Genomic DNA, 16,130 nt, shown 5'->3' with positions numbered 1-16,130 from the left:
GTCGTCATGTTCTCAGGGAATCAGGTTTCAGCGTGGGAGAAGAGGCATCCGATTGTGACCGGCGTGGCCGCGGGTCTTGTAGCCGGCGCGGTCGCCGGCGGCAGCGAAAGGGTATTGGACCGACTGGTGAGTAAAAAGCAGAAGCGGCGCGACAGGAGGGTGCGGGAAGGCTCCGCCCATGAGGTCGCCGGGCCCCACTTCGTCTCCAAACTTTTGGGCCGGCGGCTAGACGCGCAGGAGAAAAAGCGCGCCAATCGGGCTTTCGGGGTGGCCTATGGGGTTGGGTGGGGCTTGATCCACAGCGGCCTGAGGAAGCGCTTTCCGGTACTTCGGCGTTGGGGCGGCCTTCCTTTCGCTATTCCCTTCTTCTTCGCCTGCGACGGCATCATCGCGCCGGCCCTGGGCCTGTCCCCCGGACTCAACCGCGTTCCCTGGCAGCCGAACGCCAAAGAGATGGGCAACCACATCGCCTGGGGTGCCGCGGCCGAGCTGGTGCATCGCCTGGCGGCCCGGGTGCGCTAGAGCCAAAAGGAAAGGGGGGAGCGATGGCCAGAAGATCCGATCTCAAGAAAAGTGAACTTCCCAGATGGCTCAACACGGCACTGATTTTCGGCACCATGGCTGTCGTGGCCGTCATGGAATTGAAGCGGCAGCTCAGGAAGGAACGGGAGGACAAGGTGGTCCGCAACGCGCGAAACGCCACCTTCGCCCTGCTGTCTGCGGCGACGGTCGGCCTCGCGGAGAAGCCGGTCGTGGCGCCGCTGGCCCTGGCGGTGCACAAGAAAAATCTCGGGCTCTTGAAGCTGTTCCGGCTCCCGGTCTGGGCTGATCTGCTGCTTTCCGTGCTGCTGCTCGACTACACCCTGTATATCTGGCACTACCTGACCCACAAGGTGCCTTTTTTGTGGCGCTTTCACCGCCCCCACCATGTGGACCGGGACCTCGACGCCAGCACGGCGCTCCGTTTTCACTTCGGCGAGTTGATGCTGTCGGTCCCCTGGCGCGCCGCCCAGGTGCGCCTGATCGGCGTCTCTCCGTTTGGGCTTGCCCTTTGGCAGACGCTCACCCTGATGGAGATCTTGTTCCACCACTCCAACCTGCGGCTCCCCTTAGCCTTGGAGCGCCGCCTCTGCCGGTTCATCGTCACCCCCAGGATGCACGGGATCCATCACTCGGCGGTGCAGGGGGAAACCGATTCCAACTGGGGCACCATCTGCTCCTGGCCCGATTACCTGCACGGGACCGTGCGGCTGAACGTCCTGCAGGACAGTGTAGACATAGGTGTGATCGGCTACCAGGACCCGGAGCAGCTTACCCTCGGCAAGGTGATGGCGATGCCGTTTCAGCCCGAAATCAAGGCGGTCGCCCCGCAGCGGCGGCCCTTGCCCGTCCCGAGAACCGTGCTGGCGCCGTGACGGTTGCCGGTGCCAAGGAAAGAAAAAAGAGACCCGGGTCGAACTTCAACCCGGGTCTTTTTCGTTGTCCGTTGGCGCCGTCAGGCCAAGGGGCCCCTGGGGGGATCCTTGGGACGGGTCTTGACCACCCCGGTCAGTATCGCGATCCCCAAAAGAATGATGCAGACGATGGCTATCTTGAACATGGCCAGTCCCGCCTCGACGAGCGCCCAGGCGATGCCTCCGATAACCAGCAAGAACCCGACTACATAAAGCGCGAATGACATGGGATCCTCCTTGTCGGATGCCGCAACTGGAGACGTGCCGGGGGAGTAGCGGCATGTTTTCTGGGTGGTTGTGGTTAGTGGGTATTAATTTGCGACAGGTTTAAATCTATCCGCCCAGGTCCTGATGTCAATCCTTGCCAGGGGGCGTTGGACAGATGCAGGGGGAGTCGATGCGTCAGGGGGCTTGGTACAGTGGGCCGTGTGAATCGAGGTGGGTCAGGTAAAGTCTTGTGTCGAACTCAAGCTGGTGGTAGGCAGGTTCCATGTACTCGCAGAGCTGGTAAAAGGCCTTGTTGTGCTCCTTCTCCTTCAGGTGGGCGAGCTCATGGACCACGATCATCCTCAGGAACTCCACCGGCGCCAGTTTGAAGAGTGCGGCGATCTTTATCTCGTGCTTTGCCGTGAGCTTCGCCCCCTGCACCCGCGACACGAACGCATGGAGTCCGAGGGCGTGGTTTATCACGCTGATCTTCGGGTCGTAGCTTACCTTGCTAAGCGGTTGCGATTTGCGCAGGAACTCGTTCTTGATGGCGACGGTGAAGTCGTAGAGGGCGCGGTCGGTCCTGACCTGGTGCGGGGTGGGGTATTTCGCGAGCAGCACGCTACCTAACTTGTTGTCGGCTATCAGCCGCTCCACCTTGCTGGTGACGCTTTCGGAATAACCGGCGAGATATTTCAGTCCACGCATGTACTTCTCTTCCCAAAAATGAGTTGAAGGCATGGCGAAGGTAACACATTGGCAGGCGAAGTGCTGTAAAAAAAAGAGGCGCCGGAGGAGATGCCGGCGCCACCTTTTCAAGCCATTGGTAGGACGCTAAATCAGTACCTGTAGCAGGTCTTGCTGGATCGCTCTGCGTGCCTATCGATCACCCCCTGCAGGTAGTGCGAACCGAGCTGGCTGCGGGCCAGGGTCTGTTTCACCGGGGGAATCCATTGTTGTCGATGGCTCTGCGACAGTTATGCCTTTGCACCTAAATCTGCGTCCCGAAAAAGGGAGGGGTTCGTCAACCCGATTGGGTTGTCAGGTTGACGAATCTGGATCTACTGTGCTAATAACAATGGGCGGCTGAGAACCGGGAAATCTGTCATAGGAGGGGAAGCTGTGCAGACATTTGCTGAAGAGCTTGAAGCCCTGCGGGCGGAGGGACTGTACCGCAGCATGAGGGTGGTAAAAGGCGCACAGGGAAGTCGGGTGGAGCTGGACGGGAAGCAGGTCCTCATGCTCTGCTCCAACAACTACCTGGGGCTTGCCGACCACCCGGAGCTGAGGAGCGCCGCCGTCTTCGGCGTCGCGTTCGGCGTAGGAAGCGGCGCCTCCCGGCTGGTTTCCGGGACCATGGAACTGCACGACAAGCTCGAGGAGCGGATCGCGTCGTTCAAGGGGACCGAGAAGGCGCTTTTGTTCAATTCCGGCTACGCAGCCAACACCGGGATCGTCTCGGCGTTGGTTGGGCGCGGCGACGCCATCTTCTCGGACCGGCTCAATCACGCCAGCATAATCGATGGCGCTCTCCTCTCCCGGGCCGATTTGCACCGCTACCCGCACCGGGACACGGCGGCCCTGGAGCGGTTGCTGCGCGATAAAGGGGGAAACGGCAGGCGTCTCATCGTCACCGACGGGGTGTTCAGCATGGACGGCGACATCGCCCCGTTGCAGGACCTCGTGCGGCTGGCCAAGCAATACGGCGCCCTGCTCATGGTAGACGACGCCCACGGCACGGGCGTTCTTGGCGCGACCGGACGCGGCAGCGGCGAACTTATGGGCGTCATGGACGGGATCGACATCCACATGGGGACCCTGGGCAAGGGGCTTGGCAGCTTCGGCGCCTACGCGGCCGCGTCCGCCACCATCTGCGAATACCTGGTGAACAAGGCTCGCAGCTTCATCTTCTCCACCTCGCTCCCCCCTGCCGTGCTGGCCGCCTCCATCGCGGCGATCGAACTGGTGGATTCGCCTCAAGGAAAAGAGCTGAGGGAGAAACTCGCGGCCAACACCGCACTCTTCAAGGAGAAGCTGGCGCAGGCGGGCTTCGACACCATGGGGAGCGAGACGCAGATTGTCCCCATCTTCGTGGGACCGGCCGACGCCACCATGGAGTTCAGCAAGGAGCTTCTGGAGCGGGGGATCTTCGTGCAGGGGATCAGGCCGCCCACGGTCCCTTCGGGAAGCTGCCGGCTACGCTGCACCATCATGGCGACACACGAACCGGGCGAACTCGAAGAGGCCGCGGGGATCATCGCCGAGGTCGGGAAGAAGCTCGGGGTGGTTTAAAACCAAAAACAAAAGCTCACAAAAAGCAAAAGCTCACCACAGAGGTTCACAGAGGAAAAGACAAAGCGGACACAGAGGAAAACAGAACTTCAGGGGAAAAACCTTAACGACGAATTTGCTTTTCCTTTAAAAACTTCAGTGACCTCCGTGAACCTCCGCGACCTCTGTGTTCCGCATTTTTGTGAGTCTTATCGATTGGATCTGATATGCCCTTCATCGAAACATCAACGGGAGTAACCCTTCACTACCAGGAATCAGGAGCCGGACGGCCGGTGGTGTTCCTGCACGGCTGGGCCATGTCCGGACGCGTCTGGCGCTTCCAGAACCCCCTCGAAGACAACTTTCGCCTGATCTTCCTTGACCAGCGCGGCCACGGACAGTCGACCACCTCTGCCAGCTACAGCATCGACGACTACGCAGCGGACGTTGTGGCCACCTTTGACCAGCTCGCCCTGGAAGACGCCGTCCTCGTAGGGTGGTCGCTCGGGGTGCAGGTGGCGTTGCAGGCCTTTCCTTTTGTGAGGGAGCGCCTTGCCGGACTGGTGCTGGTGGGGGGGACCGCCCGTTTCACCACGACTGACGATTACCCGCATGGGAAACCGCCGGTAGACGTGAAGGGGCTGGGCCTCAAGTTGCGGCGCGACTACCAAAAGACCATGGGGGATTTCTTCAAGGGGATGTTCGCCGAGGGGGAGATGGACCAGGCGCAGTACCAGCGTATCGTGCACGAGATCGTGATGGGCGGCCACTCCCCCGACACAGTGGCGGCGAAGGAGTCGCTGAACCTCCTGTCGACGGTGGACCAGCGGGACCGGCTGGCCCAGGTGGACCGCCCGGCGCTGCTGGTGCACGGCGAGCTGGACACCATCTGCCCTGCTTCGGCATCGGCCTACATGGCGGAGCGTATGCCCATGGCAAGGCTGGAAGTTGTCACCGGCTGTGGCCACGCGCCCTTTATGACGCAGCCGGAGGGGTTCAACGCAGTGGTGAGGAACTTCATCGACGGGTTGCAGCAGTAACTGAAATCCCCCTCCCTGTCCCTCCCCCGCTGGGGGAGGGGACGCTATGCTACAGTTCTATCCCTATGACGGGGGAGGGATTGGCGATACTTTCACGATTCAGATATAGCGGGCGGTTTATAGATGGCGGCAGAGATAGACAGGCAGAAGGTACGGGATTCTTTTCACCGGCAGGCGAACGACTACGATTGCCACGCGGTGGTGCAGTGCCGGGTGGTGGCAAAAGTGGTGGATATGCTGCAGGCGCAGCAGCTGACCCCGGCGCGGATTCTGGATGTAGGCGCCGGGACCGGCCGTCTGCTGGGGAGGGTGACGGAACTCTATCCCGAAGCGAGCGCAGTCGGAGCCGATCTGGCCCCCGGGATGTGCCGCGCGGCCGCCGAGAACCTCGCCGGCAAACGGGTGCAGATGGTTAACGCGGACGCGGAAAATCTTCCCTTTGCCCCGGAAAGCTTCGACCTGGTTCTCTCCACCTCGACCTACCAATGGCTCTCCTCGCTGGACCAGGCTTTCGGCGAGGCGCGTCGCGTACTCGCGCCGCGAGGGCTTTTTTGCTTCGCACTCTTCGGCGAGAAAACGCTCTTCGAGCTGCGGGATTCCTACCGGAGCGCCTTAAGCGGCGGAGCCGACCGCAGCCACAGCTTCTTCTCCAAATCGGAGGTCGAGGAGGCGCTGCAAAGGGTAGGTTTTACCGGCGCCACGGTAACCTCGGAGCTGGAGGTCGAGATGCACCCCGACGTGCCGGAGCTGCTCCGCTCGCTCAAGCGGATCGGTGCCGGATCAACCGCGCCGGTCGCCGCCAGTGGACTATCGGAGCGGCGCATCATGCTGGACATGATGGCGGCCTACCGGAAGGAGTTCGGAGCCAAGGACGGCATCCCGGCAACCTATGAGGTAATCTACGGCCTCGCCCGCAAACCAGGGTAACTACTTTTTCCTCTCCAAGCTCGCATGTTCCATTACAGGGGCGGTCCCTGCTCCCTCTCCCTCTGGGAGAGGGTCGGGGTGAGGGCGCTGCGGTCGGCGAAGGCTTACTTGGTGGCATCTCCCTCACCCGCCCTGCGGGCACCCTTTCCCACAGGGAGAGGGGATGTCTGATACATATCTGGATGGCTTGCATAAAAAATAAAAGGGGGCGTCCAATCCTGGACGCCCCCTTTTTATTTCAACTTCGCGAACCGGGCCTAAACCCTGGTCAGCTGCCGGTACATGATCCGGTGCGGCTGGTCTGCCGCGGTTCCAAGACGCGCGTGGCGGTCTTCCTCGTACTCTGAGTAGTTACCCTCGAACCAGACCACCTTGCTGTCCCCCTCGAAGGCGAGGATGTGGGTGGCGATGCGGTCCAGGAACCAGCGGTCGTGGGAGATGACCACGGCGCAGCCGGCGAAGTTCTCCAGGGCCTCCTCAAGCGCCCGCATGGTGTTCACGTCCAGGTCGTTGGTCGGTTCGTCTAGGAGTATTACGTTGCCGCCCTCCTTCAGCATCTTCGCCAGGTGGACGCGGTTTCTCTCGCCGCCGGAGAGCATACCGAGCTTCTTCTGCTGATCGGCGCCGGAGAAGTTGAACCGCGCCACGTAGGCGCGGGAGTTCACCAGCTGCTTGCCCAGTTGCAACTGCTCCTGTCCGCCGGAAATCGCCTCCCAGATGGTCTGCTCCGGGTCGAGCGCGTCCCTGCTCTGGTCGACGTAGGCAAGCTTCACCGTTTCGCCGATCTTGAAGGTGCCCGAATCAGGCTTCTCCTCGCCGGTGATCATGCGGAACAAGGTGGTCTTGCCGGCGCCGTTCGGGCCGATCACGCCGACGATGCCGCCGGGGGGGAGCCGGAACTCCATCCCCTCGACCAGGAGCTTGTCGCCGTACCCCTTGGCTACGTTCTCGGCCTCGACCACGACCCCGCCCAGGCGCGGCCCCGGCGGAATGTAGATCTCCAGGTCGCGCCCACGCTTCTCGCTCTCGGTGTTCAGCAAGTCCTCGTAGGAGTTGATGCGCGCCTTCCCCTTGGCGTGGCGCCCCTTAGGCGACATCCTGATCCACTCCAGCTCGCGCTTGAGGGTCTTCTGGCGCTCGCTCTCGGTCTTCTCCTCCTGCGCCAGCCGCTTTTCCTTCTGCTCCAGCCAGGAAGAGTAGTTCCCCTGCCACGGGATCCCCTGGCCGCGGTCGAGCTCCAGTATCCAGCCTGCCACGTTGTCCAGGAAGTAGCGGTCGTGCGTTACGGCGATGATGGTGCCGGCGTAGCGCTGCAGGTGCTGCTCCAGCCAGGCGACGGACTCCGCGTCCAGGTGGTTGGTCGGCTCGTCCAGGAGCAGGATGTCAGGCTTCTGCAAAAGGAGCCGGCAAAGCGCCACGCGCCTCTTCTCGCCGCCGGAGAGGTTCGCCACGTTGGTCTCCGGGGGAGGGCAGCGCAGCGCGTCCATGGCGAGCTCGAGGCGGCTGTCCAGATCCCAGGCGTCGAAGTGGTCCAGCTTCTCCTGCACCTTGGCCTGGCGGTCGCAGAGCTTCTCCATGTCGGCGTCGCTCATCTCCTCGCCGAATTTCATGTTGATCTCGTTGAACTCGTTCATCAGGTCGACGATCTCCTGCACCCCTTCCTCGACGCACTGGCGCACCGTCTTGTTCGGGTCGAGCTGCGGCTCCTGTGCCAGGTAGCCTACGGTGTATCCCGGGGAGAGGATGGTCTTGCCGTTGAACTCCTTGTCCACTCCGGCCAGGATCTTCAGCAGCGAACTCTTGCCGGAGCCGTTCAGACCGAGGACGCCGATCTTGGCGCCGTAGAAGTAGGAGAGGTAGATGTCCTTCAGCACCGGTTTCTTGTCGTAAAACTTGCTCACTCCGATCATGGAGTAAATGACCTTGTTCGGGTCTAGCGCCATCTGTCTGGTTCCTCCGTTTTTGTATGAAATTAGGCGGCAATACCTTGGTTTTCATGGTGCGGTATCATGCTTTGGTTAATCTGGCCATTCTTACATGCAACGGGGGCGCTGTGTCAACTCCGATTGCCCGGAGTCGGTCCTTGACATTCTGTTCTTTGTATAGTTAAATCCGCCGGATCGAATAAGCTAACGAGGGGTCTCTATATGCAAACCTGCAGGCGTTTCATGCTCCATATCTGCGCCGGGCTTCTGACTGTCGCGGCATTTTCCGGCTGCGGTGGATCCAGCAACAGCGATACCATTCCCACCACGGTGAGCATCTTCAACGCCCACAGTGTTATCTTCAGAAACAACACCGCGATGACCATGGGGTACAACGACTTCGGGCAGCTGGGAGACGGCACCCTGGACAACCGCGACCTCCCCACCATCGTGCCGGGGCTTGGCCACATGGACAAGGCGGCCGCGGGCGCTGAGCACACGCTTGCCTTCAGGAACAACACCTCGGTGGTCATGGCCTGGGGGTACAACGTTTACAGCCAGCTCGGCAACTCCTCGGTCTCTACCTCCGCCAACACCGGGTTCAGCTCCAGGCCGGTCAAGGCGCAGCTGGAGCGTCCGGTAACCGACGTCGCCGCGGGGGCCTTCCATTCCCTCGCCGTCGCCAACAACTCCGTATGGGCCTGGGGCTACAACGTGTACGGCCAGGTCGGCGACGACAGCACGACCGAAAAGGTGTCGATTCCGGTGAAACTGGATAAAGACATCGCCGGCGGCGCGCTGCCGGCCATAGCCGTGCAGGTCGCCGGCGGCGGGCTCCACTCGCTTGCCCTCTTCAATGACGGCTCTGTCTACGCCTGGGGGAGCAACGCCGTCGGCCAGATAGGTGTGGCCCCCGCCGACTCGATCCTCTACAAGAGGCCGAAGAAGGTGGCTGGGCTCTCGCACATCACCATGATCGCCGCCGGGAACAAGTTCAACCTGGCGCTGGAGGAGACACCCGTCACCGGGGGTACCCAGCAGAGGCTCTGGGCGTGGGGGTACGGCGCTGCCGGTCAACTCGGACAGGACCCCGCCGGAACCGGTCTCACCCAGCTGACAGCAGGCGATCCCAACACGGCGTACAGCGCCACGCCGGTTGTCGTGCCGGGGACCACCGTGACCATAGCCGACGGCAACACCGAGGTCATCAAGTCAATCTCCGCCGGCCTCGACCATGCGCTGCTTCTCGTCGGCGGCCAGGGGCACGCCCTCGGGGACCCGACCCACAAGGTGCGCTCCATAGGGTTCAACTTCTACGGGCAGCTCGGGAACAACATGCTTCCCACCCCGTCGGGAAAACTGACCACGACCAGCAGCTTCGAGCTGGTATACACCCTGAACTCCTCCGGGACCGGCGAGCTCACCGGCGTCAGCGAGATCAAGGCCTTCGGCAACCATTCCCTCGCCAAGGCGAACGGGGTCTGGTACGGCTGGGGAGACAACAACATGGGGCAGCTGGGGAATCCGGCTCCATTTTCCTCCGCCGGAAACCCGAAGATTCCGGTGCCGGTGCGGGGTCTGTAGCAAAGGTGAAACCGGGTGCGGGGGAGGGCGGAATTCCTTTTGCCGGAGCGGTCCTATTTCCCTGTTTTCCCTTGACTTAGAGTTGCCACTTAGTTTAATTTGACGGATTGTTTTCACCCCCAGGCCAACAAGAAAGGTTGCTGATTACATGGAAGAGTTGAGCGAGCTGCTGCTGCAGAGAAGACGTAAGGTAGATGCATTGTGGGAGGCGGGGATCAACCCGTACCCGAACGATTACAGGCCGCAGCACACCTCGGCCGATCTGCGCGCCGCCTACGGCGACAAGGAAGTCATCGAGGAGCAGCCGCAGAGCTTCGTGGTCGCCGGCCGCATCCTTATGCGCCGCTCTTTCGGCAAGGCGGCCTTTGTGCAGGTGCAGGACCGCAAGGGTCGCATGCAGCTCTACGTCAAGAAGGACACCGTGGGCGAGGAGCTCTTCGCCGAGTTCGAAAACTACGACATAGGCGACATCATCGGCGCCACCGGCACCCCTTTCCGCACCAAGACCGGCGAGCTTTCCTTAGCCGTCAGCGAACTGCGCCTTCTGACCAAGTCGCTATTGCCGCTTCCCGAGAAGTTCCACGGGCTCACCGACGTGGAGACCCGTTACCGCCAGCGCTACGTCGACCTGATCGTCTCCCCGGACGTGCGCGAGGTGTTCTACAAGCGCTCCCGCGTCATCCAGCTTATCCGCGATTTCATGACCAGGAACGACTTCCTGGAAGTGGAAACCCCGATGATGCAGCCGATCCCCGGCGGCGCCACCGCGAAGCCATTCGTCACGCACCATAACGCGCTGGACATGGAGCTATTCCTGCGCATCGCCCCCGAGCTCTACCTGAAAAGGCTCGTGGTCGGCGGCTTCGAGCGCGTCTTCGAGATCAACCGCAACTTCAGAAACGAAGGGATCTCGGTGCGCCACAACCCCGAGTTCACCATGATGGAGTTCTACCAGGCCTACGCCACCTTCGAGGACCTGATGAACTACACCGAGGAGCTCCTCTGCCACGTGACCCAGGAACTTCTGGGGACCCTCGACTTCACTTACGGCGGCGAGCCGATCAGCTTCCAGCGCCCTTGGCGCCGCTTCACCGTCAAGGAGGCGATCCTCGAGTACGGCGACATCGACGCGAAAAGCCTGGAGGACCGGGACTTGGCCTACGCCTACGCGCAGAAGATCGGCCTGGAACTCCCCGAGGACGTTGGGTACGGCAAGCTGATCACCGAGATCTTCGAGGAGGTCGCCGAGACCAAGCTGATCCAGCCGACCTTCATCACCAACTACCCGACCGAGGTCTCGCCCCTTTCCAGGAAGAACGACCACGACCCGGACTACGTCGACCGCTTCGAGTTCTTCTGCGCCGGGCGCGAGATGGCCAACGCCTTCTCCGAGCTGAACGACCCGCGCGACCAGAAGGAGCGCTTCCTGGCCCAGGTTGCCGCCAAGGACAAGGGGGACGAGGAGGCGCACTACATGGACGAGGACTACATCCGCGCCCTGGAGTACGGCCTTCCGCCGACAGCCGGCGAGGGGATCGGCATCGACCGCCTGGTCATGCTCCTGACCGACTCCCCGTCCATCCGCGACGTCATCCTGTTCCCGCAGCTAAGGAAAGAGGCGAAATAAATGCCCTTTGAGCTCTTCATAGGGCTGCGCTACCTGAAGGCCAAGCGCAAATCCACCTTCATCTCCCTGATCACCCTGATCTCCGTGGCCGGCGTGGCCCTGGGGGTCATGGCGCTCATCATCGTCCTCGCCGTGATGACGGGGTTCGAGGAGGACCTGAAGGACAAGATCCTCGGGACCAACGCGCACATCGTGGTCCTGAACGGGCTCGGTGCTGTGCAGGACTACCCCCAGGTCATCAAGAAGCTGGAAGGGATGGACGGCGTGGTAGCCGCGACCCCTTTCATCTACAACCAGGTCATGCTCTCCACCGGCAAGAACGTCTCCGGCGTGGTGCTGCGCGGCATCGACGTGAAGAGCGACGCCCGCGTCACCAACCTGCACAAGTCCATGGTGGAGGGGAAACTGGAGACCCTGGAGAACGAGGTCGGCAAGACCCCGGGGGTGGTGATAGGGAAGGAGCTCGCCAAGAACCTGGGGCTCTTTCTGGGGGACACGGTTGACGTGATCTCGCCCATGGGGAACATCACGCCGCTCGGCATGATGCCCAAGCTGAACCGCTTCCGCATCACCGGCATCTTCAACACCGGCATGTTCGAGTACGACTCGACCCTCGCCTACGTCTCGCTCAAGGAGGCCCAGCAGTTCCTGGGGCTGGGCGACGTGGTGACCGGGGTCCAGCTCAAGGTGCGGGACGTCTACAAGACCGGCGAACTGGCGCAAAAGATCAACCAGGAGCTCGGTCCCCCGTACCATGCCCGCGACTGGATGCAGATGAACAAGAACATCCTCTTCGCGCTGAAGACTGAAAAGAGCGTGATGTTCATCATCCTGACCCTGATCGTGCTGGTGGCCGCCTTCGGCATCGCCTCCACGCTCTTCATGGTGGTCATGGAGAAGACCCGCGACATCGCCATCCTGAAGTCGATGGGGGCGACCAGCCGCAGCATCATGCGCATCTTCGTCTTCGAGGGGGTCATCATCGGCGTCCTCGGCACCGTGATCGGCGTCCTGGGAGGGCTGCTGGTGGCGCTCAACCTGGAGCCGATCGTGACCTTCGTGCAGAAGGTGACCGGGTTCGAGCTGTTCAGCAAGGACATCTACTACCTGGACCACTTCCCCTCCCAGGTGATCCCGTCGGACGTGGTGCTGATCAGCATCACGGCGGTCCTGATCTCCTTTGCCGCGACGCTCTACCCCTCCTGGGCCGCCTCGCGCATGGCCCCGGCGGAGGCGCTCCGCTATGAGTAGCCTTCTCGAGGTGAAGAACCTCTACAAGTCCTACGGGGAAGCCGCGGCCAAGGTGGAGGTCCTGAAGGGAATCGACCTCACAGTCGAGCCGGGGGACACCATTGCCCTGGTGGGCCCCTCCGGCGCCGGGAAAAGCACGCTGCTGCACATCATGGGGACCATCGACCGTCCCACAAGCGGAGAGGTGCTCTTCGACGGGCAGCCGGTCTTCGCGCTCGGGGACCAGCCGCTGGCCGCCTTCAGGAACCGCTCCATCGGCTTCGTGTTCCAGTTCCACCACCTCCTGCCCGAGTTCTCGGCGCTGGAGAACGTGATGATGCCGCTTCTGATCGGCGGCGAGAAGAGGTCCAAGGTGGAGGGGCGCGCCCGCGAGCTTTTGAGCGACGTGGGGCTCGCGCACCGGGTCACCCACCGGCCGGGCGAGCTTTCCGGAGGCGAGCAGCAGCGCGTGGCCATCGCGCGGGCGCTGGTGCGGCAGCCGAGGCTGCTTCTGGCCGACGAGCCTACCGGCAACCTCGACATGAAGACCAGCCACGAGGTGCACGAACTGCTCTACTCGATACAGCGCAGTACCGGGATCTCCCTGGTGATCGTCACCCACAACGAGCAGCTGGCCGCGGGGATGAACCGCACCATCCGCGTGGTCGACGGCAAGATCTTGGAATAACCGGGCTCTTTCCCGCCGGGCCAGGCGCGGAAACGCCCCGGAACTGCCGCTGCCGCAAGGCTTTAGTTACTTTACTTATTGACTGTATTCCCTGGGGGCCCTTTGCTGCGTACATTGCGTACCTTGATTTCAGCCGTGCTTGCCGTTCAGCTCCTGGTCTGCCCGACGTTGTCGTTTGCCCAGGGCGAGCAAAATGTACCGTCTGCTACGCCGGCTCCTTCGGCCGGGCCCGTTCCGGCAACGCAGCCCACGCAGCCGGCTTCATCCCCTGCAGCAGCGCCCGAGGCGGCAGCGCCCCATGCCGGCGCCGAGAAGATCACCGCGATCAAGGTCAGCGGCAACCGGCGCATAGAGACCGCCGTGATCATGCCTGCATTGCGGGTAAAGGCGGGTGAGGCGCTGGACCCGGAAAAGGTCGATGCCGACCTGAAAACGATCTACCAGCTCGGTTACTTCAAGGACGTGAAGGCGCAGACCGAGCCGGCGGACGGGGGTGTGATCCTAGAGTACGTGGTGCAGGAAAAACCGATCGTGCGCGAGGTGAAAGTCGAGGGCGCGAAGGAACTTGCCCCCGAGAAGGTGCGCGATGCGGTGGAGATCAAGCCTAACGCCATCTTCTCCCAGAAGGACCTGCAAAAGAGCATCAAGAAGGTGAAAAAGCTCTACGCGGACGAGGGTTACTACCTGGCCGAGGTGACGGGCGACATCAGCATGCGCTCGGAGACTGAACTCAACGTCATCTTCCGGGTCAAGGAGGGGGACAAGGTCCTGATCAAGTCGATCCGCTTCGAGGGGAACCACGCCTTCAAGGCGAAGAAGCTGAAAAAGGCCATGGAGACCTCTGAGAAATGGATGTTCTCCTGGCTCACCGGCGCCGGCACCTACAAGGAAGAAACCCTTAAAAACGACATGGCGCTCCTTACAGAGCTGTACATGAACGACGGCTACATCAACGTGAAGATCGGGGAGCCGAAGGTGGAGCTGACCCCGGACCGCAAGGCGCTCATGGTCACCATCGGGATCACCGAGGGAGAGCAGTACCGCATCGGCAAGCTCGATTTCAAGGGAGACCTCCTGGAGCACCGTGACGTCCTCTTCGGCAAGCTCAAGGAGAAGAGCGGTGATATCTTCAGCCGCAGCAACCTGCGCGCCGACATCTTCACCCTTACCGACTTCTACGCCGACAAGGGGTACGCCTTCGCCAACGTCGCCCCGATCACCAACCTGAACCGGGAGCAGCGCATCATCGACATCAGCTTCGACCTGGAGAAGGGGGAGAAGGTTAACATCGACCGGATCAACATCAGCGGCAACACCAAGACCCGCGACAAGGTGGTGCGCCGCGAACTGAGGCTCGCCGAGGGCGAGCTTTACAGCTCGACCGCGCTGAAGCGGAGCAAGCAGAACCTGATGAACACCGGCTTCTTCGAGGAGGCCAACCTGGTGACGGCTAAGGGGAGCGCCTCCAACAAGCTCGACCTGAACGTCGACGTGAAGGAGAAGCCGACCGGCACCTTCAGCATCGGCGCCGGCTACAGCTCGCTGGACGGCATCATCGGGCAGGGCTCGGTGCAGCAGGCGAACTTCCTGGGGCTCGGCCTCAAGATGACCGCCGCCGCCTCCTTCGGCAGCAAGTCGCAGACCTACAACCTCGGGCTCACCGACCCGTATTTCAACGATACCAAGTGGACCCTGGGTGGGGATCTCTACCGCAACGAGCGGCAGTACCTGGACTACACCCGCCGCGCTACCGGCGGTGACATCAAGGCCGGCTACCCCTTCTCGGATACCCTGAGCACCTTCTGGCTCTACAAGTACGAGCAAAAGGAGATCTTCGACGAGTCTCCTGAACTCCTGAACAACATCGCCAACGGCGCCATCGTGGCACCCGAAAAGACCTCGACCACTTCCGCCATCGTCGGCAGTCTCACCAGCAACACCACCGACTATCGGCTGGACCCCTCCACCGGGATGATGAACACCCTCTCCATGGAGGTGGCCGGGTTTGGCGGCACCAACCGCTACATCAAGACCATCACCGAGCACACGCTGTTCCATCCGCTGCTCTTCGGGGTCGGGTCCTTGCGGGGGACGCTCGGATACGTACAGGGCTTCGGCGGCAAAGAGATCCCGATCGACGAGATGTTTTACCTCGGGGGGATCAACTCGCTGCGCGGCTACCGCTCCAGGACGGTTAGCCCGAACAAGACCACCCCCGTCCCGCAACTGGACGCGACCGGCGGCTTCGCCGGGATGACCGAAAGCCGCGTCTACCTCGGTGGCGAGATGGAGGCGGTGGCGAACGCAGAGTTCACCTTCCCGCTCCTGAAAGAGGCGGGGCTCAAGGCGGTTGTCTTCTTCGACGCGGGGAACGCGGCCAACAGCCTGAACGACACCTTCGGCAACATCCTGACCAGTTACGGCGGCGGCATCAGGTGGTTCTCCCCGATCGGGCCGCTGCGGCTCGAATACGGCATCCCCATCAACCCCAGACAGGGAATAGATTCGGGCGGAAGGCTCGAGTTCTCCATAGGGAGTATTTTCTAAATCCATGCACTGCAAGGAGCAAGTCATGAAACGTCTTATCATCGCATTACTGGTGGTGTTTTCCCTTCCTCTCTCCGCTTTGGCTGCTGACGCCAAGTTCGGCTCCGTCGACATCCAGAAGGTGCTGCTCATGTCCGATGCGGGCAAAGAGGCGAAGGACCAGCTTAGCCAGAAGGCGGCCAAGTACGAGAGCGAGAAGAACACCAAGGAAAGCGAGCTGAAGAAGCTCAAGGGGGAGCTGGAAAGCCAGGGGGTCGTGCTTAACGAATCCGCCCGCGGCGCCAAGGAACGCGACTACCAGCAGCGCCTCAAGGAGTACCAGCGTTTCCTGAAGGACGCGCAGGACGACCTGCAGGCCAAAAACGACGAGTTCACCGGCAAGATCGTGGACGAGATCGTCAAGGTGGCGCAGGAATTCGGGCGCAAGAACGGCTACACCTTCATCCTGGTGCGCAACGAGACCATGATCTACCTGGACCCGGCCGCTGACGTGACCGACGAAGTGCTGAAGGCTTTCAACGCCTCCAGGAAGAAATAACAACGATCGTTCCGCGTTCCGTGTTCAACCTTCTGCGTTAACGACCTGACACAGTTCCCCCCTTTGCCAAACCTTCCTTCAGGCAAAGGGGG

At 61.8% G+C, this 16,130-nt stretch carries 14 protein-coding genes; 11 read left to right on the top strand and 3 right to left on the bottom strand.

Features of this window, described 5'->3' with window-relative positions; all coding sequences use genetic code 11:
• The first annotated feature begins 6 nt into the window (after positions 1 to 6).
• Positions 7 to 522 (top strand): DUF1440 domain-containing protein, encoded by a 516-nt coding sequence (locus tag GEOBRER4_RS16830; RefSeq protein WP_185243239.1) that lies wholly within the window; start codon positions 7 to 9, stop codon positions 520 to 522.
• A 23-nt stretch (positions 523 to 545) separates the two neighbouring features.
• Positions 546 to 1,415 (top strand): sterol desaturase family protein, encoded by an 870-nt coding sequence (locus GEOBRER4_RS16825; protein ID WP_185243238.1) that lies wholly within the window; start codon positions 546 to 548, stop codon positions 1,413 to 1,415.
• A gap of 80 nt (positions 1,416 to 1,495) precedes the next feature.
• Here GEOBRER4_RS16825 and GEOBRER4_RS16820 read toward each other — a convergent pair whose 3' ends face one another.
• Together GEOBRER4_RS16820 and GEOBRER4_RS16815 are read right to left on the bottom strand one after the other, a co-directional pair.
• Positions 1,496 to 1,681 (bottom strand): hypothetical protein, encoded by a 186-nt coding sequence (locus tag GEOBRER4_RS16820; protein WP_185243237.1) that lies wholly within the window; start codon positions 1,679 to 1,681, stop codon positions 1,496 to 1,498.
• Positions 1,682 to 1,856: 175 nt separating this feature from the next.
• Positions 1,857 to 2,369 (bottom strand): M48 metallopeptidase family protein, encoded by a 513-nt coding sequence (locus GEOBRER4_RS16815; RefSeq protein ID WP_185243236.1) that lies wholly within the window; start codon positions 2,367 to 2,369, stop codon positions 1,857 to 1,859.
• Positions 2,370 to 2,783: 414 nt separating this feature from the next.
• Between GEOBRER4_RS16815 and bioF the strand changes: the two genes are divergently transcribed.
• From bioF to GEOBRER4_RS16800, 3 genes are all read left to right on the top strand, one after another.
• Complete coding sequence (gene bioF, locus GEOBRER4_RS16810; RefSeq protein ID WP_185243235.1) at positions 2,784 to 3,953, top strand: 8-amino-7-oxononanoate synthase; 1,170 nt, start codon at positions 2,784 to 2,786, stop codon at positions 3,951 to 3,953.
• A gap of 206 nt (positions 3,954 to 4,159) precedes the next feature.
• On the top strand, positions 4,160 to 4,972 hold the full coding sequence (locus tag GEOBRER4_RS16805) for an alpha/beta fold hydrolase (protein WP_185243234.1): 813 nt from the start codon (positions 4,160 to 4,162) through the stop codon (positions 4,970 to 4,972).
• A 123-nt stretch (positions 4,973 to 5,095) separates the two neighbouring features.
• Positions 5,096 to 5,899 carry a methyltransferase domain-containing protein gene (locus GEOBRER4_RS16800; RefSeq protein WP_185243233.1) on the top strand — a complete coding sequence of 268 codons (804 nt, stop codon included), beginning with the start codon at positions 5,096 to 5,098 and terminating at the stop codon, positions 5,897 to 5,899.
• A gap of 257 nt (positions 5,900 to 6,156) precedes the next feature.
• On the opposite strand, the gene ettA is transcribed toward GEOBRER4_RS16800, so the two are convergent.
• Positions 6,157 to 7,842: an energy-dependent translational throttle protein EttA gene (gene ettA, locus GEOBRER4_RS16795; RefSeq protein WP_185243232.1), complete on the bottom strand. Its 1,686-nt coding sequence runs from the start codon at positions 7,840 to 7,842 to the stop codon at positions 6,157 to 6,159.
• 204 nt (positions 7,843 to 8,046) lie between these two features.
• Between ettA and GEOBRER4_RS16790 the strand changes: the two genes are divergently transcribed.
• The 6 genes from GEOBRER4_RS16790 (at position 8,047) to GEOBRER4_RS16765 (ending at position 16,038) form a co-directional block, all read left to right on the top strand.
• Positions 8,047 to 9,408 (top strand): RCC1 domain-containing protein, encoded by a 1,362-nt coding sequence (locus GEOBRER4_RS16790; protein WP_185243231.1) that lies wholly within the window; start codon positions 8,047 to 8,049, stop codon positions 9,406 to 9,408.
• Between the two features lie 148 nt (positions 9,409 to 9,556).
• The gene (gene lysS / locus GEOBRER4_RS16785; protein WP_085815313.1) at positions 9,557 to 11,035 is read left to right on the top strand and encodes a lysine--tRNA ligase; all 1,479 of its coding nucleotides are present in this window, start codon (positions 9,557 to 9,559) and stop codon (positions 11,033 to 11,035) included.
• Positions 11,036 to 12,286, top strand: coding sequence for a lipoprotein-releasing ABC transporter permease subunit (locus tag GEOBRER4_RS16780; RefSeq protein ID WP_085815312.1), 1,251 nt, complete (start codon positions 11,036 to 11,038; stop codon positions 12,284 to 12,286).
• Complete coding sequence (locus GEOBRER4_RS16775; protein WP_085815311.1) at positions 12,279 to 12,953, top strand: ABC transporter ATP-binding protein; 675 nt, start codon at positions 12,279 to 12,281, stop codon at positions 12,951 to 12,953. The genes GEOBRER4_RS16780 and GEOBRER4_RS16775 overlap by 8 nt, the downstream gene beginning before the upstream one ends.
• Before the next feature lie 102 nt (positions 12,954 to 13,055).
• Positions 13,056 to 15,500 (top strand): outer membrane protein assembly factor BamA, encoded by a 2,445-nt coding sequence (gene bamA, locus GEOBRER4_RS16770; RefSeq protein WP_226377815.1) that lies wholly within the window; start codon positions 13,056 to 13,058, stop codon positions 15,498 to 15,500.
• Between the two features lie 25 nt (positions 15,501 to 15,525).
• Positions 15,526 to 16,038, top strand: coding sequence for an OmpH family outer membrane protein (locus tag GEOBRER4_RS16765; RefSeq protein WP_185243230.1), 513 nt, complete (start codon positions 15,526 to 15,528; stop codon positions 16,036 to 16,038).
• Positions 16,039 to 16,130: the final 92 nt, after the last annotated feature.

Origin of the sequence: Citrifermentans bremense (assembly GCF_014218275.1) — a bacterium.
Classification (GTDB): Bacteria; Desulfobacterota; Desulfuromonadia; order Geobacterales; family Geobacteraceae; genus Geomonas; species Geomonas pelophila.
The sequence above is the reverse complement of the archived record's forward strand: the minus strand, read 5'-3'. Positions and strand labels throughout refer to the sequence as shown.

Coding starts and splice junctions, on each gene's coding strand:
- GEOBRER4_RS16830 (WP_185243239.1), top strand. CDS start 7: ATGTTCTCAGGGAATCAGGTTTCAGCGTGGGAGAAGAGGCATCCGATT.
- GEOBRER4_RS16825 (WP_185243238.1), top strand. CDS start 546: ATGGCCAGAAGATCCGATCTCAAGAAAAGTGAACTTCCCAGATGGCTC.
- GEOBRER4_RS16820 (WP_185243237.1), bottom strand. CDS start 1,681: ATGTCATTCGCGCTTTATGTAGTCGGGTTCTTGCTGGTTATCGGAGGC.
- GEOBRER4_RS16815 (WP_185243236.1), bottom strand. CDS start 2,369: ATGCGTGGACTGAAATATCTCGCCGGTTATTCCGAAAGCGTCACCAGC.
- GEOBRER4_RS16805 (WP_185243234.1), top strand. CDS start 4,160: ATGCCCTTCATCGAAACATCAACGGGAGTAACCCTTCACTACCAGGAA.
- GEOBRER4_RS16800 (WP_185243233.1), top strand. CDS start 5,096: ATGGCGGCAGAGATAGACAGGCAGAAGGTACGGGATTCTTTTCACCGG.
- ettA (WP_185243232.1), bottom strand. CDS start 7,842: ATGGCGCTAGACCCGAACAAGGTCATTTACTCCATGATCGGAGTGAGC.
- GEOBRER4_RS16790 (WP_185243231.1), top strand. CDS start 8,047: ATGCAAACCTGCAGGCGTTTCATGCTCCATATCTGCGCCGGGCTTCTG.
- lysS (WP_085815313.1), top strand. CDS start 9,557: ATGGAAGAGTTGAGCGAGCTGCTGCTGCAGAGAAGACGTAAGGTAGAT.
- GEOBRER4_RS16780 (WP_085815312.1), top strand. CDS start 11,036: ATGCCCTTTGAGCTCTTCATAGGGCTGCGCTACCTGAAGGCCAAGCGC.
- GEOBRER4_RS16775 (WP_085815311.1), top strand. CDS start 12,279: ATGAGTAGCCTTCTCGAGGTGAAGAACCTCTACAAGTCCTACGGGGAA.
- GEOBRER4_RS16765 (WP_185243230.1), top strand. CDS start 15,526: ATGAAACGTCTTATCATCGCATTACTGGTGGTGTTTTCCCTTCCTCTC.